This window comes from Streptomyces sp. NPDC028308 (assembly GCF_055565855.1).
The window spans coordinates 231,603-257,575 of sequence record NZ_JBVHTO010000006.1 but is presented as its reverse complement, the minus strand read 5'-3'; the positions used below and the strand labels follow the sequence as shown (position 1 = coordinate 257,575).

The window sequence follows — 25,973 nt, the reverse complement described above, 5'->3', positions numbered from 1 at the left end:
GCCTTGTCCCACACGTCCGACCAGCACGCGGGCCACGGCGCCGGCGACACGCTGAAGGTCCTGAACCCCGCGACCGCCGAGGTCGTCGCCACCGTCCCGGCCGCCACCGCCGAGGACGTCGACGCGGCCGTCGCGCGGGCCACCCGCGCCCAGACCCGCTGGGCGGCCCTAGCGCCGGGCGAACGGGCGCGCCTCCTGCGCCGGTTCGCGGCGGTCGTCGACGGCCGTCTCGAGGAACTGGCCCGGCTGGAGGTCCGCGAGGCCGGTCACGTCATCGGCAACGCCCGCTGGGAGGCGGGCAACGTCCGCGACCTCCTCGACTACGCGGCCGGGGGAGTGGAGCGGCTGACCGGCCGTCAGATCCCGGTGCCCGGCGGCCTGGACGTCACGATCCTCGAACCGCTCGGCGTCGTCGCGGTCATCGCGCCGTGGAACTTCCCGATGCCGATCGCCGCCTGGGGCACGGCTCCCGCGCTCGCGGCGGGCAACGCGGTCGTCCTCAAGCCCGCCGAGACCACCCCCCTCACCGCCCTGCGGCTCGCCGAACTCGCCCTGGAGGCGGGCCTGCCCGAGCATCTCTTCCAGGTCCTCCCCGGCAGGGGCCCGGTCGCGGGCAACGCACTCGTCGAGCACCCGGGCGTCGCCAAGGTCGTCTTCACCGGGTCGACGGCCGTGGGCAAACAGGTGCTGGCCAAGGGAGCCGCCCGCCTCAAGCGCGTCACCCTCGAACTCGGCGGCAAGAGCCCCAACATCGTCTTCGCCGACGCCGACATCGAGGCCGCCGCGGCCGCCGCTCCCATGTCCTTCCTCGACAACTCCGGCCAGGACTGCTGCGCCCGCACCCGCATCCTCGTGCAGCGCTCCGTGTACGACCGGTTCCTCGAACTCCTCGCCCCAGCCGTCGAATCCGTGACCGTCGGCGACCCGGCCGACGAGCAGACCGCGATGGGCCCGCTGATCTCCCGGACGCAGCTGGACCGCGTGCGCTCCTACGTCCCCGCCGACGCCCCCGGCATCCGTGGCAAGGCGCCCGAGGGCCCCGGCTTCTGGTTCCCGCCGACCGTCCTCACCGGCGTGGCCGCGGACGCCCGGGTGGCCGTCGAGGAGGTCTTCGGACCGGTCGCCGTCGTCCTGCCCTTCGAGGACGAGGTCGACGCGGTACGCCTCGCCAACGCCACCGACTACGGCCTGGCGGGCTCCGTCTGGACGCGGGACGTCGGACGGGCGCTGCGCGTCTCGCAGGCCGTCCGCGCCGGCAATCTGTCCGTCAACTCCCACTCCAGCGTCCGCTACTGGACTCCCTTCGGCGGTTTCAAGCAGTCGGGGATCGGCCGTGAACTCGGCCCCGACGCCCTCACCGCCTTCACCGAGACGAAGAACGTCTTCATCAGCACGGAGGGCCCCGCACAGTGACCGCATCGACTGACGCACCCGTCTGCCGCCGTCTCGTCGGCCGTACCGCCGTCGTCACCGGCGCCGGCAGCGGCATCGGACTCGCCACCGCGCGCCGGCTCGCCTCCGAGGGCGCCCACGTCGTCTGCGGCGACGTCGACGAGACCCGCGGCAAGGCGGCCGCCGAGGAGACCGGCGGGATCTTCGTGAAGACCGACGTCACCGACCCCGACGAGGTGGAGGCGCTGTTCCGGGCCGCGTTCGACACCTACGGCTCGGTCGACATCGCCTTCAACAACGCGGGCATCTCCCCGCCGGACGACGACTCCATCCTGGAGACCGGCCTGGAGGCCTGGAAGCGGGTCCAGGAGGTCAACCTCACCTCCGTCTACCTCTGCTGCAAGGCGGCCATCCCCTACATGCGCCGCCAGGGCAAGGGCTCCATCATCAACACGGCGTCCTTCGTGGCCCGGATGGGCGCGGCCACCTCGCAGATCTCCTACACCGCGTCCAAGGGCGGCGTCCTCGCCATGTCCCGCGAACTGGGCGTGCAGTTCGCCCGCGAGGGCATCCGGGTGAACGCCCTGTGCCCAGGCCCGGTCAACACCCCTCTGCTGCAGGAGTTGTTCGCGAAGGACCCGGAGCGGGCCGCGCGCCGGCTCGTGCACATCCCCGTCGGACGCTTCGCCGAGGCGGACGAGATCGCCGCGGCGGTCGCGTTCCTCGCCAGCGACGACTCCTCCTTCGTGAACGCCACCGACTTCCTGGTCGACGGCGGTATCTCGGGCGCGTACGTCACGCCTCTCTGACCGGGCCGCCCGGCCGGTGTACGGTCCACATTCCATGCGATACCGACACGTCCTCGCGTGGACCATGGTCGCGGCCGCCGCGCTGGCGGCAGCGCCCGCCGCCGGCGCGGCACCGGCCGACCCGCGTCCCGCCTGCCCGCAGCTCTCCCGGCACCTGCCCTGGTACGGCGACAACCGCGCCCACCTCCAGCAGGTCGTCGACGAGCGGGGCAGCTGCGCCGGGCGGGGCGGCCACCCCGTCGCCGCCTTCGACTGGGACAACACGGTCACCAAGAACGACGTCACCGACGCCACCATCTCCTGGGCCCTGCGGCACGACCGGATCCTGCGCCCGGAGAGCTGGCACGACACCAGCGCGTGGCTCACCGACGCGGCCGACAGCGCCCTCACCGAGGCCTGCGGCACCGACGTGCCGGTGGGCGCGCCCCTGCCGACCTCCACCCGGCCCCGCTGCACCGACGAGATCCTGGAGATCCGCGAGGGCGGCAGGACCATGAGCGGCGCCGCCGCCTTCGCCGGGCACTGGAACCACCGGCGCACCGTGCCCCAGTACGCCTGGGTGCCCCAGCTGTTCGCCGGGCACACCGTCGCCGAACTCTCCTCGTACGCCCGCAGGGCCCGCGCCGAGGCGCTCGCGGCACCCGTCGGCGCGACCCGCACCCTGGGCACCCACACCGTCCCGGCCTACGTCCGCTACTACGACCAGCAGCGCGACCTGATCCGCACCCTGCGCCGCGCCGGATTCGACGTCTACATCGTCTCCGCCGGCTCCGAACCCGTCACCGAGGTCTGGTCGCGCGGCGTCGGCGTCGACGCTCGGCACACCATCGCCATCCGGTCCGTCCTCGACCGGCACGGGCGGATCACCACCTGGAACCAGGGCTGCGGCGACGTACCGGAGAACCGGGGCGAGGCCATCCCGTACATCGACGGCAAGCGCTGCTGGATCAACCAGGAGATCTACGGCGTCGAGGGCGCCGCGGCCTGGGAGCGCCAGGACCGGCGGCACCGCCCGGCCGTCGCCGGCGGGGACGCCGACACCGACGTCACCTTCGTCGGCGACGCCACCGGCGCGCACCTCGTCCTCAACCGCAACAAGAGCGAGGTCATGTGCCGGGCGTACGACGACGCCGACGGGCGCTGGGTGGTGAACCCGATGTTCATCGACCCCCTTCCGCCGAAGCCGGACCCCTACCCGTGCTCGACGAGCGCGTACAACGGGCCGGACGGCAGCCGCGGACCCGTCCTGCGGGACGACGGCTCGGTCGTGCCCGACCAGGAGGACACCGTCCACTGAGCCCCGTGTACCGGTGTCCGCGTCACGTCCTAGAGTGCCGGGATGAGCATGACGCCCCCGCCCGGCTGGTACCGCGACCCGTCCTACCCGCTCACCGAGCGCTGGTGGGACGGGACCGCGTGGACCGACCACCGGCGTCAGCCGGAGGCCCTCCCCGAGGCGCTCGCCCGGCCGCTGCCGGCCCCGGGCGGCGGCTCGCGCCGTGGCCGGGTCGTCGCGCTCACGGCGGCGGGGGCCGTCCTGGTCGCCTCGATCGTGACGGGCGCCGTGCTCCTCGGCCGGGACGACGACGGCGGCGGGACGCAGAGCAGGACCGCGCCGGGCAGCGCCTCGCCCACCCCCGCCCCCACCGGCACCTCCCCGAGCCCTTCCGCGAGCACGGCCGGTGACCCGACCGTCGTCGTGGACGAACTCAACGGCATCACCCTGCCGTTGGTGGACGGCTGGGTGAAGGCCGAGAACGTGTCCGAGGACGACGTCGTCATGACCACCCCGGGCACCTACGACTGCCCCGGCGACCCCGGTCTGTGCCGGCACGGCCGCGTCGTCTCGCGCACGGTCACCTCCAACGACGAGAAGTCGCCCAAGGCGCTCGCGGAGAACGACATCGAGGAAGCGGCGAACAACGCCTACGACCGCGACCAGTTGGACAAGCGCCCGTTCCGCGGCATCACGTCGCACGAGCTGGTGAAGGCCGGTTCGGTCGCCGTCGCGGGCCGGGCCGGGTACTTCGTGCGCTGGCGGGTCAGGACCGGCGTGGGCCCCGGCGGCTACGTGGAGTCGCTGGCCTTCCCCTCCAGCACCGGCTCCCAGTCGCCGGTCATCGTCCGCTTCGCCTTCGACGCCGGGGACGAGGGACCGCCCGTCTCCGACATGGACGAGATCACCAGGGGAATCCGGCCGGTCGGGGACGCGGACACCGGCGGGGGAGTGGGCAGCAGCATCGGACCGGGCCGGTAGGGCTCGGCGGGTCTAGTCAAGTGCCCGTTGGGTACGCCGAGTTGACCAGCCCTGGCCGTGCCGGACAGAGCCGGTCCGAGCCGGGGGTGCGCCCGGGCCCAGATCACGCCAAGTCACATCACGCCAAGTCACATGACGCCTAGTCACATCACCAAGTCGCGTCAGGTCAGAGGAAGGTCTGCCCTTCCCCGCGGTACGTCGGGACGGTCGCCGTCACGGAGTCGCCCTCCACGAGGTGCAACTCCGCGAACCGCTCGCACAGTTCGCCGGCCTTTGCGTGCCGGAACCACACCTTGTCGCCGATGAGCAGATCGTCCGCGGGCGAGCCCAGCAGAGGCGTCTGCACCTCGCCGGGTCCCTCCTGGGGGTCGTACCGCAGCCCCTCGGGCAGGTACGGGACCGGCAGCCGGTCGGCGCCGGGGGCACCCGACGCCGGATAGCCGCCGCCCAGCACCGTGACGATCCCGACGCCCGGCCTGCGGACCACCGGCTGCGCGAACAGGGCGGCCGGACGACCGCTGAACGACGTGTAGTTGTCGAAGAGACGCGGCACGTACAGTCCCGACCCCGCCGCGATCTCGGTCACCGCGTCCTCGGCCGCGGTGTGCTGCACGCTGCCCGTGCCGCCGCCGTTGACGAACTCCAGGCCGGGCGCGACGGCCCGCACCGCCCGCACCACGTCGGCGCGCCGCTCCGCGAGTTCCCTGCGGGCCGCGGCCTGCATGAGCCGGATGGCGCGCGACCGCACCGGCCGCCCGGCGAGCGAGTCGCCGACCCCGGCGATGTGCCCCTCGTACGCCATGATCCCCACGAGCTCGAAGCCGGGCCGCCGGACCACCGCGCGGGCCATCTCGGCGACCTGGGCGGCCGAGTACAGCGGCGAGCGGCGTGCCCCGACCCGGACCCGGCCGCCGAGCAGCTTGAACGAGGTGTCCAACTCCAGGCAGACCCGGACGACTTCGGTGCCGCCCTGCCGCGCGGCGTCGATCAGGTCGAGCTGTGCGGGGTCGTCGACCATGACGGTGACGGCCGCCGCGAGCTTCGGATCGCCCGCCAGTTCGGCGTAGCCCTTCCGGTCGGCCGAGGGGTAGGCGAGCAGGACGTCGTCGAAGCCGGAGCGCGCGAGCCACAGGGACTCGGCCAGCGTGAACGACATGAGGCCCGCGAATCCGTCCCGTGCCAGGACCCGTTCGAGGAGGCCGCGGCAGCGCACGGACTTGCTGGCGACACGGATCGGTTTGCCCGCCGCCCGGCGGACGAGGTCGTCGGCGTTCGCGTCGAAGGCCTCCAGGTCCACGATCGCGACGGGGGCGTCGAGGTGAGCGGTGGCCCGGTCGTAGCGGGCCCGGTCTGCGGCGCGGACGGTCATGCAGGAAGCCTGCCAGACAGGATTACCGCAGGGTAGGGGGACGTTCCGGGCAGATGCCCCGGGCCTGCGGACTGGTTCCCGCCGGGCCCGCGTCAACCCGTAGAGTGACGCGCACGCAGGGAGGAACGGCCTTGCCCGGGCCGGTCGCGGCCGGGGTGACGGTGCGTCCGCACGGGTATGCCTGACCGTGCCGGACGGGCTCCTCCCGGCACGTGTGAAGCGACCCGCACGATCTCCGCCGCGGGCCGATGGCCCGGGACGAGGAACGGGGGGTGCATGAGCACGGAAGCGCGCCGCGCGTCCATTCCGCCGCGCCCGCCGTCGCCGCCCCGTCCGCCGGCGCCTCCCGGCGAGGACTTCACCGCGGACGACACCCCGGCGCCGACGCCCGGCGCGGACTCCGCCGTCCCGCCGATGCCCTCCTCCCGCCCCGGCGCCCCGCGCCGCCCCGGCACGGCGGCGACCCCGCCCCCGCCTCCCTACCGTCCCCGCACCCCGGCACCCGCCTCGGGCGGGACCGCCGAGCCGGGCCACCGGCCCGCCCCCGCCCCCGGAGACCCGTCCGGACCCGGGCCGGGCCACCGACCCGCGCCCGCGCCGGGAGACCCGTCCGGTCCCGGCAGGCGCCCGGCGCCCGCCCCGGGGTCCCCGTACCGGGCGCCCGCCTCCGGGAGGACGTCCGCGGGAGACACCGCCGCCCGTCGGCCCGCCTCCGCCGACGGACCGCGGGCGCCGCGGAGCCGTCCGGAGACCGCGTCGACCGGCACCCCGACCACCCCGCCCCCTCCGCCGGCCTCCGCACGCTTCCCCGACGCACCCCCCTCGGCCGCCGCCGGGAGCGACCCCCGCCTCCGCCGGAACGGCATGCCGGCGGCCCCCGCCGCGCCGCCCCGGCGTACCGCCGTACCCGAGGACGCCCCCGGCGAGACCACCCGGCGCCTGCGTCCCCTGCGCGACCAGGGGCCCGGCGACGGCACCGCCCCGTCCGGGGCCGTTCCCGCCGCCCGCCGTCCGGACCCCGCGCAGGGGCGCCCCCACGTGTCGTTCGGGGAGCCCGAGACGTACGACGACACCGCGCGCCCGCAGGGCCGCACTCGGCCCCGGACCCTCACGGCCCTCGCCTGCGTCGTCCTCGGGCTCGGGCTCATCGGCGGTGCCGCGACCGGGAGCTGGCTGACCGGGGACAGCGCTGCGGAGGCCGGATCGCCGGGCGCGTTCGCGGCCGCCGGGAACCTCTGGCACGGCATCCCCGTCGACGCGCTCTTCCCGCCCACCGTCGACGGCGACGGCGCGGGACCCGGCGGCGCCGACCGCACGTGGACCCGGATAGCCGTCGCCCCCGACAGCGGCTGCAAGGACGCCTTCGACCCGCTGCTGCGCAAGGCCCTCGCCCCCGTCGGCTGCCTGCGGCTCCTGCGCGCCACCTACACGGACGCCACCCGCAGCCACGTCACCACCGTCGGGCTGCTGTTCACGAAGGCCGACGCCGCGGGCATGACCTCCCTGGAGAACCGCTTCCGGCGGGAGCGCCTGGACCGGCGCACCGACCTGATGCCCCGCCCGTACGCCGCGAAGGGCACCCCGGCCGAGGGCTTCGGCGACCGGCAGCGCGCCTCCTGGACGGTGTCGGTGCTCACCGACGCCCCCGTCGTCGTCTACGCGGTCTCCGGATTCGCCGACGGCCGCACCGTCGCCACCCCGCAGCCCGCGCCCGACGCCACCCGGTCCGGGGCCACCACGGCCCCCGCCCAGGCCGGCCTCGGCCACGAGGCGCAGGGCCTCGCCGACCGCGTCGAGCGCGCCCTGCGCAAGAAGGTCACCACGGTCACCAGGAGGCCGTCGTGAACCGCGCCTCCGGCCGCCTCCTCACCCTGCTCCTCGCCGGCTCGCTGGCCCTGCTGCCGTCCACCGGCGCCCACGCCGACGGCATACGGGCCCAGCAGTGGGCCCTCGACGCCCTGCACACCGAGCAGGCCTGGCGCACGACCAGGGGCGCCGGGATCACCGTCGCCGTCCTCGACACCGGCGTCGACGCCCGGCACCCGGATCTGGCGGGCAACGTGCTCACGGGCAAGGACATGGTCGGCTTCGGCGCCCGCCGCGGCGACCGGGCCTGGGCCCGGCACGGCACCGCCATGGCCGGCATCATCGCCGGCCACGGACACGGCGCGGGCAACGGCGACGGCGTGATGGGCATCGCCCCCGAGGCGAAGATCCTCCCCGTCCGCGTCATCCTCGAAGACGGCGACTCCGCCCGCGGCAAGGCCCGCAACACCCGCGGCAACGCCCTCGCCGAGGGCATCCGCTGGGCCGCCGACCACGGCGCCGACGTCATCAACCTCTCCCTCGGCGACGACTCCAAGTCCGCCCACCCCGAACCCGCCGAGGACGAGGCGGTGCAGTACGCGCTGAAGAAGGGCGCCGTGGTGGTGGCCTCGGCCGGAAACGGCGGCGAGAAGGGCGACCACATCTCGTACCCGGCCGCCTACCCCGGCGTGATCGCGGCCACCGCCGTCGACCGGGTCGGCACCCGCGCCCCGTTCTCCACCCGCCGCTGGTACGCCACCGTCAGCGCCCCCGGCGTCGACGTCGTGATCGCGGACCCCGACGACAGGTACTACGAGGGCTGGGGCACCAGCGCCGCCTCGGCGTTCGTCTCCGGAGCCGCCGCGCTGGTCAAGGCCGCCCATCCCGGGCTCGCCCCCGCCCAGATCAAGCAGCTCCTGGAGGACACCGCCCGCAACGCGCCCGACGGCGGCCGCGACGACTCCCGCGGCTTCGGCTTCATCGACCCCGCCGCCGCCATCGAGGCCGGCGGCCGGCTGAAACCGGAGGGGCTGCGCTCGGCGGCGTACGGACAGCGGTACTTCGGCCCGGGCCCCGACGCCGCCGAGGACGACGACTCCTCCGGCTGGGCGGGACCGCTCGCCGGCGGCCTCGGCGCGGTGCTGCTCGCCGCCGCGGTCGTCCTGTGGCGCGGCCGCAGGACCACCCACGGGTACGACTCCTAGGGCCTGTCGTTTGGATCAGGTCGGTGTCGCGGGGTCTGGCACGCACATCTGCGGCGTTGTCGTCGGTCGCCGACTCCCCCACTCTCGGCTCCGCTCGAGCGGGGGGACCCCCATCGCTTCGACTCCCTCCTCCGCCTTGCAGCTGCACGCACCAGACCCCGCTCGGGTCGGCCGGGACGAACCGTCCGTCACGGCCGACCTGATCCAAACGACAGACCCTAGGGCCCGAGCGGACACCGTACGCGCTACGCGCCCGTCTCCCGGAGCGCCGAGACCGCCGCCTTCGCCGCGGCCTCGACCAGCGAAACGCCCTTCTCCTTCGTGGTGTTGCCGTCCGACAGCACCGCCACCAGGTACTCCTGCCCGCCGGCTGTGATCCGCCCGATGCTGTTGATGTCCCATCGCCCCGTCGAACCACGCGGCAGCCACCCGTTCTTGAGCGCCCAGCCCGACCCGGAGGTGGAGGAGGCGGCCGCCGAGACACCCCAGTCCTGGCCGACGGCTATCGAGCCCATCAGCTTCCGGAGATACGTCCGCGACGCGTCACTCAGCTCCGAGTCGTCCCCGAACACCTGCCGGAGCAGTACGAGTTGGTCGGCCGCCGTGGTCCGGGTCAGCCCCCACAGCCCGCCGTCCCCGCCCGTCGTCCCGGTCAGCCCGAGGCGCTCGTTCGCCGCGTCCAGCCCGGCCGCTCCGCCGATCGCGTCCCACAGCGCCGTCGCGGACGCGTTGTCGCTGTGCTCGATCATCGCGGCGGCGTACGCCCGCTCCGTCGGGGTCAACCGCCGTCCGGCGTCCTGGACTTGGAGCAGCAGCGCCGCCAGGATGTCCACCTTCACGATGCTGGCCGTGTCGAAGGTGCCGTCCCGGTACGCCGCGCTCTCACCGGACTCCAGGTCCAGCACGGCCACCGACACGTCGGCACCCTCCTCGACGCTCACCGCCCGCATGGCCGCGGCCAGCAGCGCGTCCCGGTCCGCGGAGGGCTCCGCCACGGGTTCCACCGACGCCTCCTCACCGGCCGCCGCCGACGCCGGGGCCACCGCCGGGGACGATACGGCGCCGGTGCCCGCGTGCGCCCCGGCCTTCACGTAGGCGGTCCCGGCCCCCGTGGCGCCGACGACCACGGCGGAGGCCACCGCGGCGTACAGCAGGACGCGCCGGGGCGCACGGGCACGAGGGCGGGAGCGGGGAGACCTCATGCCCGCGATGCTGGCCGCGCCGACTGTGCGTACCGTCAGCGGGACGTCAGATGTGTGTAAGGGAATCCTGAGAAACCGGTGAGGGGTGTGAACACCGGGTTTCCAGGGCCGCGGAAGCGCGCCGGCGGCCCACCGATAGGGTCGGTGACCGTGGCGAACAAGAACATTCCCGACTCCGGCTTCCCCGACGACGACGGCTCCGCCGATCCCCGGCTCAGCGCGGCACTCGCGGCCTGGGCGGAGGACCGCGGCGCGGAGTCCCCGGTCCTGGAGGCACTCAAGGGCGCCCGGCTGCTGGTGCCCGTCGTCGCCGTCCTCGGCGAGGTGGAGGAGGACGAGAACGGACTGCGCCACGAGAAGACCAGCGACATGGCGGTGCCGACCCTGAAGGCCGGCAACCGCACGGCCCTGCCCGCGTTCACCTCCACGGAATCCCTCGCCCGCTGGGACCCGCAGGCACGCCCCGTCGCCGTACCGCTGCACCAGGCCCTGCAGGCCGCGGCGCACGAGAAGGCGGACACACTGCTGCTGGACCTGGCCGGGCCGGTGCCCTACGAGCTGACCGGCCCCGCGCTGCTCGCGCTCGCCGAGGGACGGACCAGCACGGACCCCCTGCGCGACCCGGCCGTCGCCGAGGCCGTGCGGACGGCCCTCGCGGCCGAGCCCGCCGTGCTCCGCGCCCATCTCGGCCCGGGCCGGGCGGACGGCACCCTCGCCCTGGTCCTCGACCCGTCCGCGGCGCCCGCCGAGGCCGTCCGCGCGATCGCCGGGCGGCTGGCGGGCGACGAGACACTGAGGGCCCGCCTGGTGCGCGGCCTCGACCTGGCACTGCTGCCGGCCGAGGCGACGCCGCCGGGCGAGCCCCTGTACGTACGCGAGGTGTGAGTCAGCCGTAGACCGGGCCCGTGTACTTCTCGCCCGGGCCCTGTCCCGGCTCGTCCGGGACGAGGGAGGCCTCGCGGAACGCCAGCTGGAGCGACTTCAGGCCGTCGCGCAGCGGAGCCGCGTGGAAGGAGCTGATCTCGGTGGTGCTCGCGTCGAGCAGCCCGGCCAGCGCGTGCACCAGCTTGCGGGCCTCGTCCAGGTCCTTGTGCTCCTCGCCCTCCTCCGTCAGACCGAGCTTCACGGCGGCGGCGCTCATCAGGTTGACGGCGACCGTCACGATCACCTCGACCGCGGGGACCTCGGCGATGTCGCGGGTCATGGTGTCGAAGTCGGGGTTCTGGGGAGGGGTGTCACTCATGGCACCCACGATAGGTCCACGGCGGCGCGGTTCCCCACCCAGCCCCGTCCCGCCCGCTCCGGCGCCCGCCGATGCCGCGGCGGGCGGCCCGGACCGCCTCGGTTAGCCGCGCCCGGCCGAAGCTGCTAACCTTGTGTAACGACCGGTCGGACACTCCTGTGCTCCGGCCCACAAGTGGAGGCTCCGATCTCCCACCCGACTGTCCTCCGGGACGGCGGGTCACCCGGTCAGGCGGTCCCCATCGTTCCGTACGGACGATGGAGTCGCCCGAAGTGCGCCCCGCGGTCGACCGCGGCGGTGCTCCGGTAACCCTTGGAGCCCCGCCTGTGTCCCGTCCGGGGCATTTTTCATGCCCCACGGCGGTTGGTCGAAGTGTCATCAGAGACATACGCGGCTGTCCGCCAGACCGCCGTGTGGTGCTACCGAGGAGGATCCATCAGCGCCGAGCCCCGCATCAACGACCGGATTCGCGTTCCCGAAGTGCGACTTGTCGGTCCTAGCGGCGAGCAGGTCGGGATTGTTCCGCTTGCCAAGGCCCTTGAGCTTGCTCAGGAGTACGACCTCGACCTGGTCGAGGTGGCGGCGACAGCTCGCCCGCCCGTCTGCAAGCTCATGGACTACGGGAAGTTCAAGTACGAGTCGGCCATGAAGGCCCGTGAGGCGCGCAAGAACCAGGCGCACACGGTCATCAAGGAGATGAAGCTCCGGCCGAAGATCGACCCGCACGACTATGACACGAAGAAGGGTCACGTCGTCCGGTTCCTCAAGCAGGGCGACAAGGTCAAGATCACGATCATGTTCCGTGGTCGCGAGCAGTCCCGGCCGGAGCTCGGCTACCGACTGCTGCAGCGTCTCGCTTCGGACGTCGAGGACCTCGGGTTCGTCGAGTCGAGCCCGAAGCAGGACGGCCGAAACATGATCATGGTTCTCGGTCCGCACAAGAAGAAGACCGAGGCGATGGCCGAGGCCCGTGAGGCCCAGGCGGCTCGCAAGGCGGAAGCGAAGGCCAACCCGGGCAAGTCGCAGAACGCCGCGGAGAGCGACGCCGACGGTGAGGACACCACCGCCGGCGCCGAGACCGCCGAGGCACCGGCCGAGGCGTCCGCCGAGGCCTGATCCCCGGGGCGACGGCCCCGGAGCCCCCAGGACGAGAGTCCGGGAGCCCCGGGACGCGGTCCAGGGATGCCAACCCATACACATGACGTTCCGACGTGCCCGGTTTCACGACCGGGCACCGGAACGCCACTGACGAGGAGAGAACGGCGCTATGCCGAAGAACAAGTCGCACAGCGGTGCCAGCAAGCGCTTCAAGATCACCGGCTCCGGCAAGGTGCTCCGCGAGCGTGCCGGCAAGCGCCACCTGCTCGAGCACAAGTCGTCGCGCCTGACGCGCCGCCTCACCGGCAACGCCGAGATGGCCCCGGGCGACGCCAAGAAGATCAAGAAGCTTCTCGGCAAGTGACGCGGCGGCGCCCACGCGCCGTACGTCTGGACCGGGACCCCATCGATTTCGGGCCGTGTGACCACATCCACGGCCCCGCTACAAGGAGTTAAACAAGTGGCACGCGTCAAGCGGGCAGTCAACGCCCACAAGAAGCGCCGGGCGATCCTCGAGGCGGCCTCCGGCTACCGCGGTCAGCGTTCGCGCCTGTACCGCAAGGCCAAGGAGCAGGTCACCCACTCGCTGGTCTACAACTACAACGACCGCAAGAAGCGCAAGGGCGACTTCCGTCAGCTGTGGATCCAGCGCATCAACGCCGCTGCCCGCGCCAACGGCATCACCTACAACCGCTTCATCCAGGGTCTGAAGGCCGCCAACATCGAGGTGGACCGCAAGATCCTCGCGGAGCTGGCCGTCAACGACGCCAACGCGTTCGCCGCGCTCGTCGAGGTCGCCCAGAAGGCGCTTCCCTCGGACGTCAACGCGCCGAAGGCCGCCTGACGCTCGACGCCGGCTCGAACCGGTAGTGCATCGGACCCGCAGGCCGTCACGGCCTGCGGGTCCGCTTGCGTCCGGAGCCCCGCGCCCCGGGCGCACAGCCCCGCACCGCCCCCGCGCCGGGACGACGCCTCGGCTGTCCCGGGCAGGCGGACCCGCCGTGCCGGTGAGACTCCGCCACCCTCCCTGTCGTGCCGTGAACCCCGAAGGTGAACCCATGCCCGCCGCCCCCGAGACGATCTCCCCGCGCTCGCCGCGCGTGTCCGCCGCCCGGCGGCTGGCCAGGCGGAACTTCCGGGGCAAGGACCGGCTGTTCCTCGCCGAGGGACCGCAGGCCGTGCGCGAGGCGGCCGCGCACCGGGCCGGCGGCGACGCCACCCTCGTGGAGCTCTTCGCCACCGTCGAGGCGGCCGAGCGGTACGCCGACATCGTCGGCGACGCCCGGGCCGCGGGCGCCCGGGTGCACCTCGCCGACGAGGACGTGATCGCGGACATCTCCACCACCGTCACCCCGCAGGGGCTCGTCGGCGTCTGCCGGTTCCTGGACACCCCCTTCGAGGACATCCTCGCGGCCCGGCCGAAGCTCGTCGCCGTCCTGGCCCACGTCCGCGACCCGGGCAACGCCGGGACCGTCCTGCGCTGCGCCGACGCGGCCGGCGCCGAGGCCGTCGTGCTCACCGACGCCTCCGTCGACCTCTACAACCCCAAGGCCGTACGGGCCTCGGTCGGCTCGCTGTTCCACCTGCCCGTCGCGGTGGGCGTGCCCGTGGAGCGGGCCGTCCAGGGACTCAGGGACGCCGGGGTGCGCATCCTCGCCGCCGACGGGGCCGGGCAGGACGACCTCGACGACGAGCTGGACAAGGGCACCATGGGCGGACCCACCGCCTGGGTCTTCGGCAACGAGGCCTGGGGGCTCCCGGAGGAGACCCGCGCGCTCACGGACGCCGTCGTGCGCGTCCCGATCCACGGAAAGGCCGAGAGCCTGAACCTCGCGACCGCCGCCGCCGTATGTCTCTACGCGTCCGCCCGTGCACAGCGCGCCTCCGGAGGGTGCCGCTCCGTCACCGAGAGCTAGTAGGGTGACGGGCTCGGGGGCCCACTGCGCCAGACGAGAGGTGGGGTACGGGGATGGGTGTCGGCACGAGGAGAGCACCGGGGGCACGGGACGTGCGGGGCACGCCCGCGGCCCGGCACGGTGATCTCGCCGAACTCGGAGCCGAGCCGGGCATCGACCCGGACGACCTGCCGGACGGACTCGTCGTCGCCGACGAGCACGGCCGCGTGATCTGCTTCAACGCCGCGGCCGCCCGGATCACCGCGGTGCCCGCCGCCGAGGCCCTCGGGCGCCGGCTGGAGCGGGCGCTCCCGCTGGAGGACCTCGAAGGCCGCCGCTGGTGGCAGCTCACCGACCCGTACGGCGGCCTCGCGATCCGGGTCGGCCAGCCCGAGCGGAACCTGCTGCTGCCCGGCGGCCGCGAGGTGCTCGTCTCCGCCCGCTACGTGCGCACCCGGCCCACCGGTCCCGTCCGCCGCGTGATCGTCTCCCTGCGCGACACCGAGGCCCGCCGCCGCACCGAGCGCAGCCACGCCGAGCTGATCGCCACAGTCGCCCACGAACTGCGCTCGCCTCTCACCTCCGTCAAGGGGTTCACCGCGACCCTGCTCGCCAAGTGGGAGCGCTTCACCGACGACCAGAAGAAGCTGATGCTGGAGACCGTCGACGCCGACGCGGACCGCGTCACCCGGCTCATCGCCGAGCTGCTCGACATCTCCCGCATCGACTCCGGGCGCCTGGAGGTGCGCCGCCAGCCCGTCGACATCGGCGCCGCCGTCGGCCGCCACATCCAGGCGTACGTCGCCGCGGGCCAGCCCGCCGACCGCTTCCTGCTGCGGATCGAGCATCCGCTCCCCGAGCTGTGGGCGGACCCCGACAAGGTCGACCAGGTGCTGAGCAACCTCCTGGAAAATGCGGTGCGCCACGGCGAGGGAACCGTCACCATCGACGTCACGCCCTCGGCGTCCCCGCGCGACCGCGCGGACGACGACGGCACGGCGAACGCAGCCACGTCGGTCACCGTGAGCGACGAGGGCACCGGCATCCCGGAGGAGTCCATGAACCGCGTCTTCACCCGCTTCTGGCGGGGCAGCAAGCGCGGCGGCACCGGGCTCGGGCTCTACATCGTCAAGGGCATCGTCGAGGCCCACGGCGGCACCATCACGGTCGGCCGCGCCCCCGGCGGCGGCGCCGAGTTCCGATTTACGTTGCCCGTGGGCACCCCGGCGTACCTCCTGTAGCGCCGAGCGGGCCCCACGGGCGCCGTCGTACCCGAGCCCGCCCGGACGCCCAGTCGGGGCGAGGCTCCCACCCCCGTTAGACTCGGCCTTTGGCACCTTTGCGTCCCCGTTTCAGGGACGATGCGTCCCCCGAGTCGGGACGGGGACCATCCGCCAGCCAACCGGAAGCACGGGAAGAGATGTCGGCACCGAATAAGTCGTACGACCCTGTAGAGGTCGAGGCCTTGAAACCGGAAGAGATCGAGCGCATGCGGGACGAGGCGCTCGCCGCCTTCGCGGCCGCCGGCGACCTCGACGCGCTCCAGGAGGCCAAGGTCGCCCACACCGGCGGCACCTCGCCGCTGGCCCTCGCCAACCGCGAGATCGGCGCTCTGCCCCCGCACGCCAAGGCCGAGGCCGGCAAGCGCGTCGGCCAGGCCCGCGGCGCCGTGAGCAAGGCGCTCGCCGCCCGCCAGACCGAGCTGGAGGCCGAGCGCGACACCCGGGTCCTGGTCGAGGAGGCGGTGGACGTCACGCTGCCGTACGACCGCGTACCGGCGGGCGCGCGCCACCCGCTGACCACGTTCATGGAGCGGGTCGCGGACGTCTTCGTGTCCATGGGATACGAGATCGCGGAGGGCCCCGAGGTCGAGGCGGAGTGGTTCAACTTCGACGCCCTGAACTTCACGCCCGACCACCCGGCCCGGCAGATGCAGGACACCTTCTTCGTCCAGGGCCCCGCGGGCGGCTCGGGCGACGAGTCCGGTGTCGTGCTGCGGACGCACACCTCGCCGGTGCAGGCCCGCGCCATGCTCGACCGTGAGCCCCCCGTCTACGTCGTGTGCCCCGGCCGCGTGTACCGCACGGACGAGCTGGACGCCACGCACACCCCGGTCTTCCACCAGATCGAGCTGCTGGCCGTGGACGAGGGCCTGACCATGGCCGACCTCAAGGGGACCCTGGACCACATGGTCCAGTCGCTCTTCGGCGCCGACATGAAGACCCGGCTGCGCCCGAACTACTTCCCCTTCACCGAGCCGTCCGCCGAGATGGACATGCTCTGCTACGTCTGCCGGGGCGCGTCCGTCGGCAACCCCGACCGGCCCTGCCGCACCTGCTCCAGCGAGGGCTGGATCGAGCTCGGCGGCTGCGGCATGGTCAACCCGCGCGTCCTCGTCGCCTGCGGCGTGGACCCGGAGAAGTACAGCGGATTCGCCTTCGGGTTCGGCATCGAGCGGATGCTGATGTTCCGCCACAACGTCGAAGACATGCGAGACATGGTCGAGGGTGACGTCCGGTTCACCCGGCCGTTCGGGATGGAGATCTGATGCGGGTCCCGCTTTCCTGGCTGCGGGAGTACGTCGACCTGCCGGCCACCGAGACCGGCCGCGACGTGCAGGCCAAGCTCGTCGCCGCCGGCCTGGAGGTCGAGAGGGTCGAGCGGCTCGGCGCCGACCTCAAGGGCCCCCTCGTCGTCGGCCAGGTGCTGACCATCGAGGAGCTGGAGGGCTTCAAGAAGCCCATCCGCTTCTGCACCGTCGACGTCGGCCAGGCCAACGGCACCGGTGAGCCCCAGGAGATCGTCTGCGGCGCCCGTAACTTCTCCGTCGGCGACAAGGTCGTCGTGGTGCTGCCCGGCGCCGTCCTGCCCGGCGACTTCGCGATCGCCGCGCGCAAGACCTACGGCCGCACCTCGCACGGCATGATCTGCTCGGGCGACGAGCTGGGCATGGGCGACGACGGTTCGCACGGCATCATCGTGCTGCCGCCGGAGTACGAGCCCGGTACCGACGCCGTCGAGCTGCTCGAACTCGTCGACGAGGTCCTCGACATCGCCGTCACGCCCGACCGCGGCTACTGCCTGTCGATGCGCGGAGTGGCCCGCGAGGCCGCCATCGCGTACGGCCTGCCGCTGCGCGACCCGGCGCTGCTCGACGTGCCGGCCCCGAACGCCTTCGGCCACCCGGTGCGCGTCTCGGACCCGCAGGGCTGCGACCGCTTCACCGCCCGCACCGTCACCGGCCTCGACCCCGAGGCGCGCTCCCCGATCTGGCTGCAGCGCCGTCTGCAGAAGGCTGGCATGCGCCCGATCTCGCTCGCCGTCGACATCACCAACTACGTGATGCTGGAGCTCGGCCAGCCCCTGCACGCGTACGACCGCTCCCGTGTCCAGGGCGCGATCGGCGTGCGCCGGGCCGAGCAGGGCGAGAAGCTCACCACGCTCGACGGCGTGCAGCGCACGCTCGACTCCGGTGACCTCGTCATCACCGACGACCGCGGGCCGATCGGCCTCGCGGGTGTCATGGGCGGTGCCGACACCGAGATCGACGACACCGAGGGCACCACCACCGAGGTCGTCGTCGAGGCCGCGCACTTCGACGCGATCTCGATCGCCCGCACCGCGCGCCGGCACAAGCTGGCGTCCGAGGCGTCCCGGCGCTTCGAGCGCGGGGTCGACCCGGAGGCCGCCGCGGCCGCCGCCCAGCGCACCGTCGACCTGCTGGTCCTCCTCGCCGGCGGCACCGCCGACGCCGGGGTCACCCAGGTCGTCGCGCCCTCCGCGCCGCACACCATCACCCTCCCGGCGAACCACCCGGACCGGGTCGCGGGTGTCGAGTACGGCCGCGAGACCGTCGTACGCCGCCTCCAGGAGGTCGGCTGCGACGTGTACGGGCAGGACGAGCTGATCGTCACCGTGCCCTCGTGGCGGCCCGACCTCACGGACCCGAACGACCTGGCCGAAGAGGTCATCCGGCTGGAGGGCTACGAGAACCTGCCCTCCACCCTGCCCAAGCCCCCCGTGGGCCGGGGCCTGACCGACCGGCAGCGGCTGCACCGCCGGTTCGGCCGCGCGCTGGCCGGCGCCGGTTACGTCGAGGCGCTGAACTACCCGTTCCTCGGCGAGCACGTCTTCGACCAGCTCGGACTGGAGGCCGACGACCCTAAGCGCCGGGTCGTCAAGCTGGCCAACCCGCTCTCCGACGAGGAGCCCGCCCTCCGTACGACGCTGCTGCCGGGCCTGCTCGCGGCCCTGCGCCGCAACGACGGCCGGGGCAGCCACGACCTCGCGCTGTTCGAGACCGGCCTGGTCTTCCAGCCGCGCGAGGAGCAGCGCATCGCGGTCCGGCTGCCCGTCGACCGCCGTCCCACCGACGAGGAGATCGCGTCGCTGACCGCCGCGCTCCCCGTCCAGCCCCGGCACGCCGCCGTCGTCCTCGCGGGCGCCCGCGAGCAGGCCGGCTGGTGGGGCAAGGGCCGGCCGGCCGACTGGGCCGACGCGATCGAGGCGGCGCGCACGCTGGCACGGGAGTCGGGCACCGAACTGCTCGTGCGCACCGGTCAGTACGGGCCGTGGCACCCGGGCCGCTGCGCCGAGCTCGCCGTGGTGATCGACGGCGCCGAGCGCGTCATCGGCCACGCCGGTGAGTTGCACCCCCGGGTCGTCAAGGCGCTGGGGCTGCCCGCGCGCACCTGCGCGGCGGAGCTCGACCTGGACGCGCTGGAGCAGGCGAGCGCGGGCCTGCCGAAGGGCCCGCACATCTCGGCGTTCCCGGTCGCCACCCAGGACGTCGCGCTGGTCGTCGACAAGTTCGTCCCGCACGCGGACGTGGAGGCGGCGCTGCGTGACGGCGCCGGTGAACTCCTCGAGTCCATCCGGCTGTTCGACGTCTACGAGAGCGAGCAGCTCGGCGAGGGCAAGAAGTCCCTGGCCTACGCGCTGCGCTTCCGGGCCGCCGACCGCACCCTGACCGTCGACGAGGCCTCCGCGGCCCGTGACGCGGCCGTCGCCCTGGCGGCGGACCGCACCGGGGCGGTGCTGCGCGGGGCGTGAGCGTCCCGGGTCGCCTGAGGTGACCCCTGAGGTGACGAATGAGGGGCACGTCCGGATTGCCGGATGTGCCCCTCACTCGTTCGGGTGACAACTCCGGGCGATCTGGTCCGTTCGGGGCATGCGGTCGACAGAATCGGACCGGCCCAGGAGGCGTCGGCGGACGTCGCGGGCCATTCTGCGCAGTCAGGGCCTGATGGGGGGCCGTCGGCATGATCCGTACCAAGGCTGGGGCTGTCCGCAGGGTGTGGCCTCGCAGGCGTTTCCGGCCGTCTGCCGGGGCGGCCGTCCAGTCCGGCGGCCACGGGGGAGTGTTACGGAGGCGGCTCGCCCGCGCGGTGCGCCGGGCCGACCGGCAGCCCCTCCGCCGCGCCCTGTCGCTGGGGCTTCCGACCCTGTGGGGCGCCGGCGCCATCACGTACAAACTGGCCTGCCCGCTGGCCCAGCAGAACGGGCTCGGTGCCCGCATCGTCACCAGCGCCGTGTTCTTCGCGGTCGGCACCGGGCTCATCGTCCACGTCCGGCAGACGCTGCTGCGGGAACTCCGGCAGATCCGCAAGGTGGCCGGGGCCGCGCAGAGCGTCCTGCTGCGTCCGCTGCCACCGCGGATCGGCGGCCTCGACATCGCCGTGGCCCAGCTCTCCGCCGACCGCGGCGCCGTGGTCGGCGGGGACCTGTACGAGGTGGTCGCCACCGAGTACGGGGTGCGGGCCGTGATCGGCGACGTCCGCGGGCACGGCCTCGCCGCCATCGCCACCGTCGCCGCCGTCCTCGGCAGCTTCCGCGAGGCCGCGTACGACGAACCGGACCTCGCCCGGGTGCTGACCCGGCTCGACCGCGCCCTGGCCCGGCACCTGCGGGAGCGGGCGCGGGCCGAACACCCCGCCGTCGGCGCGGAACCGGACAACCCGGTCGCCGAGGAGTTCGTCACCGTGCTGCTCCTGGAGATCGGCTGCGACGGCGAGATGAGCGTCCTCAACTGCGGTCATCCCTGGCCGTATCTCCTGCGCGGCGACTCGGGGCCGGTCGGCGGGCCCGCCCGTGTCGAGCCGCTCTCGTGCGGTGAACCCCTGCCACCGCTCGGCCCGTTCCCGCTCCCCGCCGATCTGGCGCCGGTCCGGCACGGCCGTCTCCTGCCCGAGGAGGCGCTCGTCCTGCACACGGACGGGGTCGAGGACGCGCGGGACACCCGTGGCCGGTTCTTCTCGCTGTCCGCCGCGCTCACCGAATCCCTCCGTACGCACCCCCTCTCACCCCAGACCGTCCTCAGCACCGTCTTCTCCCGGCTGCTGCGCCACACCGGCGGCACCCCCGCCGACGACGTCGCCCTGCTCGTGCTCCGCAACGCCCGCCGGCCCGTCCAGCCGCGCGGCGAGCGCGTGGGGCAGCGCGCGCACCCCGTCGTGTGAGGTCGGCGCGCCGTCCGCCCCGCCACGGAGTGTCGGGCAGGCGGCCGGGCGGACGGCGCGGGAGCCGGGCCGCCGCACTGTACGAGGGGGAGCCGGCGGCCCGACCGGCCTCTTGCGAGGCATTTCAGTCAACCGGCCCGAAACGCTCCGCGACAGCGCGTGTACTCCGCGGATTCGGGCATTCCCTTCACACCCCGTGTGAAGCCGACCGCACTACGCTGTCGGCACCGAGCCACCGGAGGGCCTCCATGCAGCCCAACACCCTGCTCGACGCGATCCTCGACGAGGCGGGGATCTCGCACGCGGGACTGGCCGCGCACGTGAACCAGGCGGGCCGGGCGCGCGGCCTCGCCCTGCGCTACGAACACACCGCTGTGGCGCGGTGGTTGAAGGGGCAGCGCCCGCGCGGCCAGGTACCGGACCTGATCTGCGAGGTACTCGCGGGGCGCCTGCACCGGCCGGTCACCCTCGACGACATCGGCCTCGGCGTACCGGGTGAGCCCTCCGTGCCGCACGGCACCTCGCTCTCCGGTTTCGTCGAGCGGGCCACGGCACTGTGGCGCTCCGACGAGCAGCAGCGTCCGCACATCCTCGGCGCCCCGGCCGTCACCGGCACGCCCGCCGTGATGCCCGTGTGGGAGTGGGAGAACCCGCCCGAGGACGTCGACGTCTCCCGGGGCGGCCGCCATCGCGTCAAGATGGCCGACATCGAGATGCTCCGGGCGGCCCGCGCGCACTACGAGCAGATGTACCGCAAGGCGGGCGGGATCGCGACGCGCACCCGGATCGTCGGCTTCCTCAACTCCGAGACCGCGCCCCTGCTGCGCGGCAGCTACACCGACGAGACCGGCCGCCAACTCCACCGCGCCACCGGCGGGTTGGTCGCCATCGCGGGCATCTGCGCCTACGACTCCGACGCGCACGGACTGGCCCAGCGCTACTTCCACCAGGCACTGCGCCTGGCGAAGGCCAGCGGGGACAGGGGGCTTGGGGCCTACGTCATAGCGCTGCTCGTCAACCAGTCGCTGTTCATGCGGGAGTACCGGCAGTCCGTCGCCTTCGCCGAGGCCGCGCTGCGTGCCGCGGGCCGGCACATCACCCCGGCCCTCGCCTCCGACCTCTACGCGATGCAGGCCAAGGCGTACGCCCATCTCGGCGACGGCAGCAGCGCGTTGTCCTGCATCCGGCGTGCCGAGCAGGCGGCCGAGCGCATCCGGCGGGGCTACGAGCCGGACGAGACCGGCTATGTCCAGCCGGGCCTGGTGAACGTACAGGTGGCGGAGGCGCTGCTCAGCCTCGGGGACCTGGTGGCGGCGGCCGAGCACGCGGCGGCGGCGGTGGACACACCGGCGCACGACCGGGGCCGGGTGCACCGCCTCGCCATGCTCAGCCAGATCGAGCTGCGCCAGGGGAACGCGGACAAGGCGGTCGCGACCGCCGTCCAGATGGCGGAGCAGGCGCGGGGGATGGAGTCGCAGCGACTGCGCGACAGACTGAGGGCGGTACGCGAACACCTGGTGACCAGCGGTTGCGCGGGTACGTCCGAAGCCGCCGAGCTCATCGACGGGGCGCTGCGCGTACCGCTGTAGAGGACCCGGGCGGACCCGTCTTCGCGTCCGCGGGAGAGATCACCGGGGAGCACCCCACCGAGCCGGGGCGGCCGTGCGTCCGTCCCCGTGCGCACCACCGAGCCTGCCGCTGCGCTGCGAGCGGACCGCCGTGAGCCTGCTACCACGACGCTCCTGCTGCGATATTGCCATCTACTCGGCGGAAGGTGGCAGAACCGTGCAGTGGACGAAACGAAACGAACAAACTGTGTATGTAAACCGCTGGTTCAGCGTCAATCTCGCAGATGTCGAGCTGCCGGACGGCCGGCATCTCGATCACTTCCTGATACGGCTGCGGCCGGTGGCGGTGGCCACGGTGGTGAACGAGGCCAACGAGGTCCTGCTGCTGTGGCGGCACCGGTTCATCACCGACAGCTGGGGATGGGAACTGGCGGCGGGGGTCGTCGAGGACGGCGAGGACATCGCCGTCGCGGCGGCCCGCGAACTGGAGGAGGAGACCGGCTGGCGGCCGGGACCCCTGCGCCCGCTGATGACCGTCGAGCCCTGCAACGGGCTCACCGACGCCAGGCACCACATCTACTGGGCGGACGAAGGCGCGTACATCGGGCATCCCGTGGACGACTTCGAGTCGGACCGCCGGGAATGGGTTCCCTTGAAACTCGTCCCGGACATGGTCGCCCGCGGCGAGGTCCCGGCCGCCAACATGGCAGCCGCGCTGCTTCTCCTGCACCACCTCAGGCTCGGGCAGGACGCCTTGCCCTGATCGCCCCCGGCGTCCTGGACGGGCCCTGGACGGCTAGTGCCCGAGAGCCTGCCAGATCGCCACGACGAGGGCGCCCACGGCCGTGACGGCCGCCACCGCGGGCAAGGGCCAGCGGGTGTGTTCCAGAGCGACGACCCGTGCGCTCAGGTCGTCGAGCTCCTTGGCGGTCTGTTCGACGCGGTGGCTGAGCAGAGCCAGCCCTCCCTCGACGCGCGCGTGTGCCACGTCGAGACGGCGCCGTAACTCTGCGAGTTCCCCTTGGACCACGGGATGCTCGGGGTCGACGGTCACAGAACCGCTCCTTTCCGTAGTCATCACATCCCTTACATGTGCACGGAAAGTCAACTCGCCTGGTGGGTGCGTGGGGAGCGTGTGCGAGGGGCATATGCGGGCCCGGCGCGCACACGGTGTGTGAATGGAACGGGCCCGGCCCTCGGAAGAGAGCCGGGCCCGCGGACGCCCCTATGTCACGGAGCGTGGCCGAAAGCGGTCGACGGCCGCAGTCATCAGGCCGCCGTGACCGAATACGGGGACGTACGTGGCCGGTTCGGGCGCTCGCCGTCCGGCCGGCGGACGGGCCGCAGGCGACGGCGGCCGAGGTCCGGGTGCCGGACTCAGGAGTACGTGTAGAACCCGGAGCCCGTCTTGCGGCCGAGGCGGCCCGCGTCGACCATGCGCTGGAGCAGCGGGGGAGCGGCGTACAGCGGCTCCTTGTACTCCTCGTACATCGAGTACGCGACCGAGGCCACCGTGTCCAGGCCGATCAGGTCGGACAGCTTCAGCGGGCCCATCGGGTGGGCGCAGCCCAGCTCCATGCCGTTGTCGATGTCCTCGCGGCTCGCGATGCCCGACTCGAACATCCGGATCGCCGACAGCAGGTACGGGATCAGCAGCGCGTTGACCACGAAGCCCGAGCGGTCCTGGGCGCGGATCGCGTGCTTGCCGAGGGCCTTCTCGACGAGCGCCTGCGCCCGGCTGAGCGTCCCCTCGGAGGTGGTCAGCGCCGGGATCAGCTCGACGAGCTGCTGCACCGGAGCCGGGTTGAAGAAGTGGATGCCGATGACCTGGTCGGGACGCGAGGTGGCGACCGCCAGCTTCACCAGCGGGATCGAGGAGGTGTTGGAGGCGAGGATCGCGTCCTGCCGGGTCACCACCTGGTCGAGGATCTGGAAGATCTCGGTCTTGACCTGCTCGTTCTCGACGACGGCCTCGATCACGAGGTCACGGTCGGCGAACTCGCCGAGGTCGGTGGTGAAGGTGAGCCGGTCCTGGGTCGCCTGCAGCTCCTCCGCGGAGATCTTTCCGCGGTCGGCCGCCTTGGAGAGGGAGTTGAAAAGGCGGGTACGGCCAATCTCCAACGCCTCGCCGGTGGTCTCGGCGACCTTGACGTCAAGGCCGGCACGGGCGCACACCTCGGCGATGCCCGCCCCCATCTGGCCGCAGCCCACCACTCCGACGCGTTCGATGTCGGTCACATCGTCCCTTTCGCTGATCATCGGGCCCGCAGGACCCCCGTTGTTCGGTGCCTGCTCCGATCGAGCACGTTACTCCGGAAGTCCCGGTGATCGATCGTCCGGGTCGGGCATGCTGGGCGCCGGGACGATCCGTGACCGAGCGGATCCGCAGCGTATGGGGGTGGACGGATGGGACGGGTGTCACGCCGGGCGTTCGCGGTGGCCGCGTGGGCAACACTGGCGGGTCTGCCGGCGGCCGGGGACGCCGGAGCCGTCCCCCGCGCGCGGGACACCGCCGGTCCCGGCGCGGAGGCGCGGGCCGCGTGCGAGATGCGCGGCATGTGGCTGGCGACGGTCGCCAACCGCGACTGGCCCTCCCGGGCCGGCCTCACCGCCGCCGAGCAGCGCGCCGAACTCCTCACCCACCTCGACACGGCGGTGAGCCGCCGCCTCAACGCCGTGATCCTCCAAGTGCGCCCGACCGCCGACGCGTTGTGGCCCTCGACGTACGAGCCGTGGTCGCAGTACCTCACCGGCGTCCAGGGCCGGGACCCCGGCTGGGACCCGCTCGGTACGGCGGTCGCCGAGGCGCACGCGCGCGGGCTCGAACTGCACGCCTGGTTCAACCCGTACCGGATCGCCAACCACACCGACCCGTCGCGGCTCGTCGCCTCGCATCCGGCCCGGCTGCACCCCGACTGGGTCGTGCCGTACGGCGGCCGGCTCCACTACAACCCCGGGCTGCCGGAGGTCCGGGCGTTCGTGCAGGACGCGATGCTCGACGCGGTGCGCCGGTACCCGGTCGACGCCGTGCACTGGGACGACTACTTCTACCCCTATCCGGTCGCGGGCCAGGTCTTCGACGACGACGCGGCGTACGCGGCCCACGGCGCGGGCTTCCCGGACCGGGCGGCCTGGCGGCGCCACAACATCGACCTGCTCGTGCGGGAGACGGCCGCCGGCATCCGGCGGGTCCGGCCCGGGACCCGGTTCGGGATCAGCCCCTTCGCCGTCTGGCGCAACGCGGCGACCGACCCGCTCGGCTCGGACACCCGCGCCGGGGTGCAGACGTACGACGACCTGTACGCGGACACCCGCGGCTGGGTGCGCAGGCGCTGGATCGACTACATCTGCCCGCAGGTGTACTGGAACATCGGCTTCGCCGCCGCCGACTACGCGAAGCTCGTGCCCTGGTGGGCGGAGGTCGTCAGGGGCAGCGGCGTGCGGCTGTACATGGGGGAGGCGCTCTACAAGGCCGGTGACCCGGCGCAGCCCGCCGCCTGGCAGGACCCGGCCGAGCTGTCCCGGCACCTCGCCTTCGCCGCCGGGCTTCCGCAGGTGCGCGGGCACGTCTTCTTCTCGGCGAAGGAGGTGGCGGTGGACCGGATCGGCGCGATGGCCCGGGTGGTCGCCGACCACTACGGGCGCCCGGCGGAGCCGCCGGGGTAGGGAGG

The 25,973-nt window shown here is 73.4% G+C and carries 23 protein-coding genes; 18 read left to right on the top strand and 5 right to left on the bottom strand.

The window, feature by feature from the left end; translation table 11 throughout:
* Nucleotides 1-3 precede the first annotated feature (3 nt).
* Genes ACZ4VA_RS15640 through ACZ4VA_RS15625 form a run of 4 tightly spaced genes read left to right on the top strand, consistent with a single transcriptional unit; the run spans nt 4 to nt 4,458 of the window.
* The gene (locus ACZ4VA_RS15640; protein WP_355786105.1) at nt 4-1,413 is read left to right on the top strand and encodes an aldehyde dehydrogenase family protein; all 1,410 of its coding nucleotides are present in this window, start codon (nt 4-6) and stop codon (nt 1,411-1,413) included.
* Nucleotides 1,410-2,201: a 3-oxoacyl-ACP reductase gene (locus tag ACZ4VA_RS15635; RefSeq protein WP_356244278.1), complete on the top strand. Its 792-nt coding sequence runs from the start codon at nt 1,410-1,412 to the stop codon at nt 2,199-2,201. The genes ACZ4VA_RS15640 and ACZ4VA_RS15635 overlap by 4 nt, the downstream gene beginning before the upstream one ends.
* Before the next feature lie 34 nt (nt 2,202-2,235).
* Nucleotides 2,236-3,498, top strand: coding sequence for an HAD family hydrolase (locus ACZ4VA_RS15630; protein ID WP_356244281.1), 1,263 nt, complete (start codon nt 2,236-2,238; stop codon nt 3,496-3,498).
* 42 nt (nt 3,499-3,540) lie between these two features.
* Nucleotides 3,541-4,458 (top strand): DUF2510 domain-containing protein, encoded by a 918-nt coding sequence (locus ACZ4VA_RS15625; protein ID WP_452923542.1) that lies wholly within the window; start codon nt 3,541-3,543, stop codon nt 4,456-4,458.
* A 166-nt stretch (nt 4,459-4,624) separates the two neighbouring features.
* Here the strand turns inward: ACZ4VA_RS15625 and ACZ4VA_RS15620 are convergent, their stop codons facing one another.
* Complete coding sequence (locus ACZ4VA_RS15620; protein ID WP_356172614.1) at nt 4,625-5,827, bottom strand: amino acid deaminase/aldolase; 1,203 nt, start codon at nt 5,825-5,827, stop codon at nt 4,625-4,627.
* A gap of 864 nt (nt 5,828-6,691) precedes the next feature.
* On the opposite strand from ACZ4VA_RS15620, the gene ACZ4VA_RS15615 reads away from it, so the two are divergent.
* Both ACZ4VA_RS15615 and mycP read left to right on the top strand, forming a co-directional pair.
* Nucleotides 6,692-7,672 (top strand): hypothetical protein, encoded by a 981-nt coding sequence (locus tag ACZ4VA_RS15615; protein WP_468081666.1) that lies wholly within the window; start codon nt 6,692-6,694, stop codon nt 7,670-7,672.
* Nucleotides 7,669-8,838 (top strand): type VII secretion-associated serine protease mycosin, encoded by a 1,170-nt coding sequence (gene mycP, locus ACZ4VA_RS15610; protein WP_402386177.1) that lies wholly within the window; start codon nt 7,669-7,671, stop codon nt 8,836-8,838. Before ACZ4VA_RS15615 ends, mycP begins: the two co-directional genes overlap by 4 nt.
* Nucleotides 8,839-9,083: 245 nt before the next feature.
* On the opposite strand, the gene ACZ4VA_RS15605 is transcribed toward mycP, so the two are convergent.
* The gene (locus ACZ4VA_RS15605) at nt 9,084-10,040 is read right to left on the bottom strand and encodes a serine hydrolase (protein ID WP_388906279.1); all 957 of its coding nucleotides are present in this window, start codon (nt 10,038-10,040) and stop codon (nt 9,084-9,086) included.
* 150 nt (nt 10,041-10,190) lie between these two features.
* On the opposite strand from ACZ4VA_RS15605, the gene ACZ4VA_RS15600 reads away from it, so the two are divergent.
* Nucleotides 10,191-10,925, top strand: a complete 735-nt coding sequence (locus ACZ4VA_RS15600) for an SseB family protein (protein WP_389390983.1) — start codon at nt 10,191-10,193, stop codon at nt 10,923-10,925.
* 1 nt (nt 10,926) lies between these two features.
* On the opposite strand, the gene ACZ4VA_RS15595 is transcribed toward ACZ4VA_RS15600, so the two are convergent.
* Nucleotides 10,927-11,283: a DUF1844 domain-containing protein gene (locus ACZ4VA_RS15595; RefSeq protein WP_356175298.1), complete on the bottom strand. Its 357-nt coding sequence runs from the start codon at nt 11,281-11,283 to the stop codon at nt 10,927-10,929.
* A 411-nt stretch (nt 11,284-11,694) separates the two neighbouring features.
* Here ACZ4VA_RS15595 and infC point away from each other — a divergent pair, with 411 nt between their 5' ends.
* The 10 genes from infC to ACZ4VA_RS15545 all read left to right on the top strand — a co-directional run bounded on the left by infC (nt 11,695) and on the right by ACZ4VA_RS15545 (nt 23,065).
* Nucleotides 11,695-12,399, top strand: a complete 705-nt coding sequence (gene infC, locus ACZ4VA_RS15590; protein WP_355794573.1) for a translation initiation factor IF-3 — start codon at nt 11,695-11,697, stop codon at nt 12,397-12,399.
* Between the two features lie 151 nt (nt 12,400-12,550).
* Entirely contained in the window at nt 12,551-12,745 is a 195-nt protein-coding gene (rpmI, locus tag ACZ4VA_RS15585) for a 50S ribosomal protein L35 (RefSeq protein WP_003947156.1), read from the top strand.
* A gap of 96 nt (nt 12,746-12,841) precedes the next feature.
* Nucleotides 12,842-13,225, top strand: coding sequence for a 50S ribosomal protein L20 (rplT, locus tag ACZ4VA_RS15580; RefSeq protein ID WP_030356289.1), 384 nt, complete (start codon nt 12,842-12,844; stop codon nt 13,223-13,225).
* A 214-nt stretch (nt 13,226-13,439) separates the two neighbouring features.
* Nucleotides 13,440-14,297, top strand: coding sequence for a TrmH family RNA methyltransferase (locus tag ACZ4VA_RS15575; protein WP_356175301.1), 858 nt, complete (start codon nt 13,440-13,442; stop codon nt 14,295-14,297).
* A gap of 53 nt (nt 14,298-14,350) precedes the next feature.
* A complete protein-coding gene (locus ACZ4VA_RS15570) occupies nt 14,351-15,517 on the top strand; it encodes a sensor histidine kinase (RefSeq protein ID WP_356175304.1) in 1,167 nt (388 codons plus the stop codon).
* A 179-nt stretch (nt 15,518-15,696) separates the two neighbouring features.
* Complete coding sequence (pheS, locus tag ACZ4VA_RS15565) at nt 15,697-16,824, top strand: phenylalanine--tRNA ligase subunit alpha (protein WP_356175307.1); 1,128 nt, start codon at nt 15,697-15,699, stop codon at nt 16,822-16,824.
* Nucleotides 16,824-19,328: a phenylalanine--tRNA ligase subunit beta gene (gene pheT / locus ACZ4VA_RS15560; RefSeq protein ID WP_468081661.1), complete on the top strand. Its 2,505-nt coding sequence runs from the start codon at nt 16,824-16,826 to the stop codon at nt 19,326-19,328. The genes pheS and pheT overlap by 1 nt, the downstream gene beginning before the upstream one ends.
* A gap of 335 nt (nt 19,329-19,663) precedes the next feature.
* A complete protein-coding gene (locus ACZ4VA_RS15555; RefSeq protein ID WP_452924258.1) occupies nt 19,664-20,734 on the top strand; it encodes a PP2C family protein-serine/threonine phosphatase in 1,071 nt (356 codons plus the stop codon).
* Between the two features lie 248 nt (nt 20,735-20,982).
* Nucleotides 20,983-22,323 carry a transcriptional regulator gene (locus ACZ4VA_RS15550; protein ID WP_355785246.1) on the top strand — a complete coding sequence of 447 codons (1,341 nt, stop codon included), beginning with the start codon at nt 20,983-20,985 and terminating at the stop codon, nt 22,321-22,323.
* Nucleotides 22,324-22,519: 196 nt separating this feature from the next.
* Nucleotides 22,520-23,065 carry an NUDIX hydrolase gene (locus ACZ4VA_RS15545; protein WP_468081659.1) on the top strand — a complete coding sequence of 182 codons (546 nt, stop codon included), beginning with the start codon at nt 22,520-22,522 and terminating at the stop codon, nt 23,063-23,065.
* 33 nt (nt 23,066-23,098) lie between these two features.
* Here ACZ4VA_RS15545 and ACZ4VA_RS15540 read toward each other — a convergent pair whose 3' ends face one another.
* Together ACZ4VA_RS15540 and ACZ4VA_RS15535 are read right to left on the bottom strand one after the other, a co-directional pair.
* Nucleotides 23,099-23,356 (bottom strand): hypothetical protein, encoded by a 258-nt coding sequence (locus tag ACZ4VA_RS15540; protein ID WP_355785241.1) that lies wholly within the window; start codon nt 23,354-23,356, stop codon nt 23,099-23,101.
* Nucleotides 23,357-23,679: 323 nt separating this feature from the next.
* Complete coding sequence (locus ACZ4VA_RS15535; protein WP_355785238.1) at nt 23,680-24,561, bottom strand: 3-hydroxybutyryl-CoA dehydrogenase; 882 nt, start codon at nt 24,559-24,561, stop codon at nt 23,680-23,682.
* 147 nt (nt 24,562-24,708) lie between these two features.
* Between ACZ4VA_RS15535 and ACZ4VA_RS15530 the strand changes: the two genes are divergently transcribed.
* On the top strand, nt 24,709-25,968 hold the full coding sequence (locus ACZ4VA_RS15530) for a glycoside hydrolase family 10-like protein (RefSeq protein ID WP_355785232.1): 1,260 nt from the start codon (nt 24,709-24,711) through the stop codon (nt 25,966-25,968).
* Nucleotides 25,969-25,973: the final 5 nt, after the last annotated feature.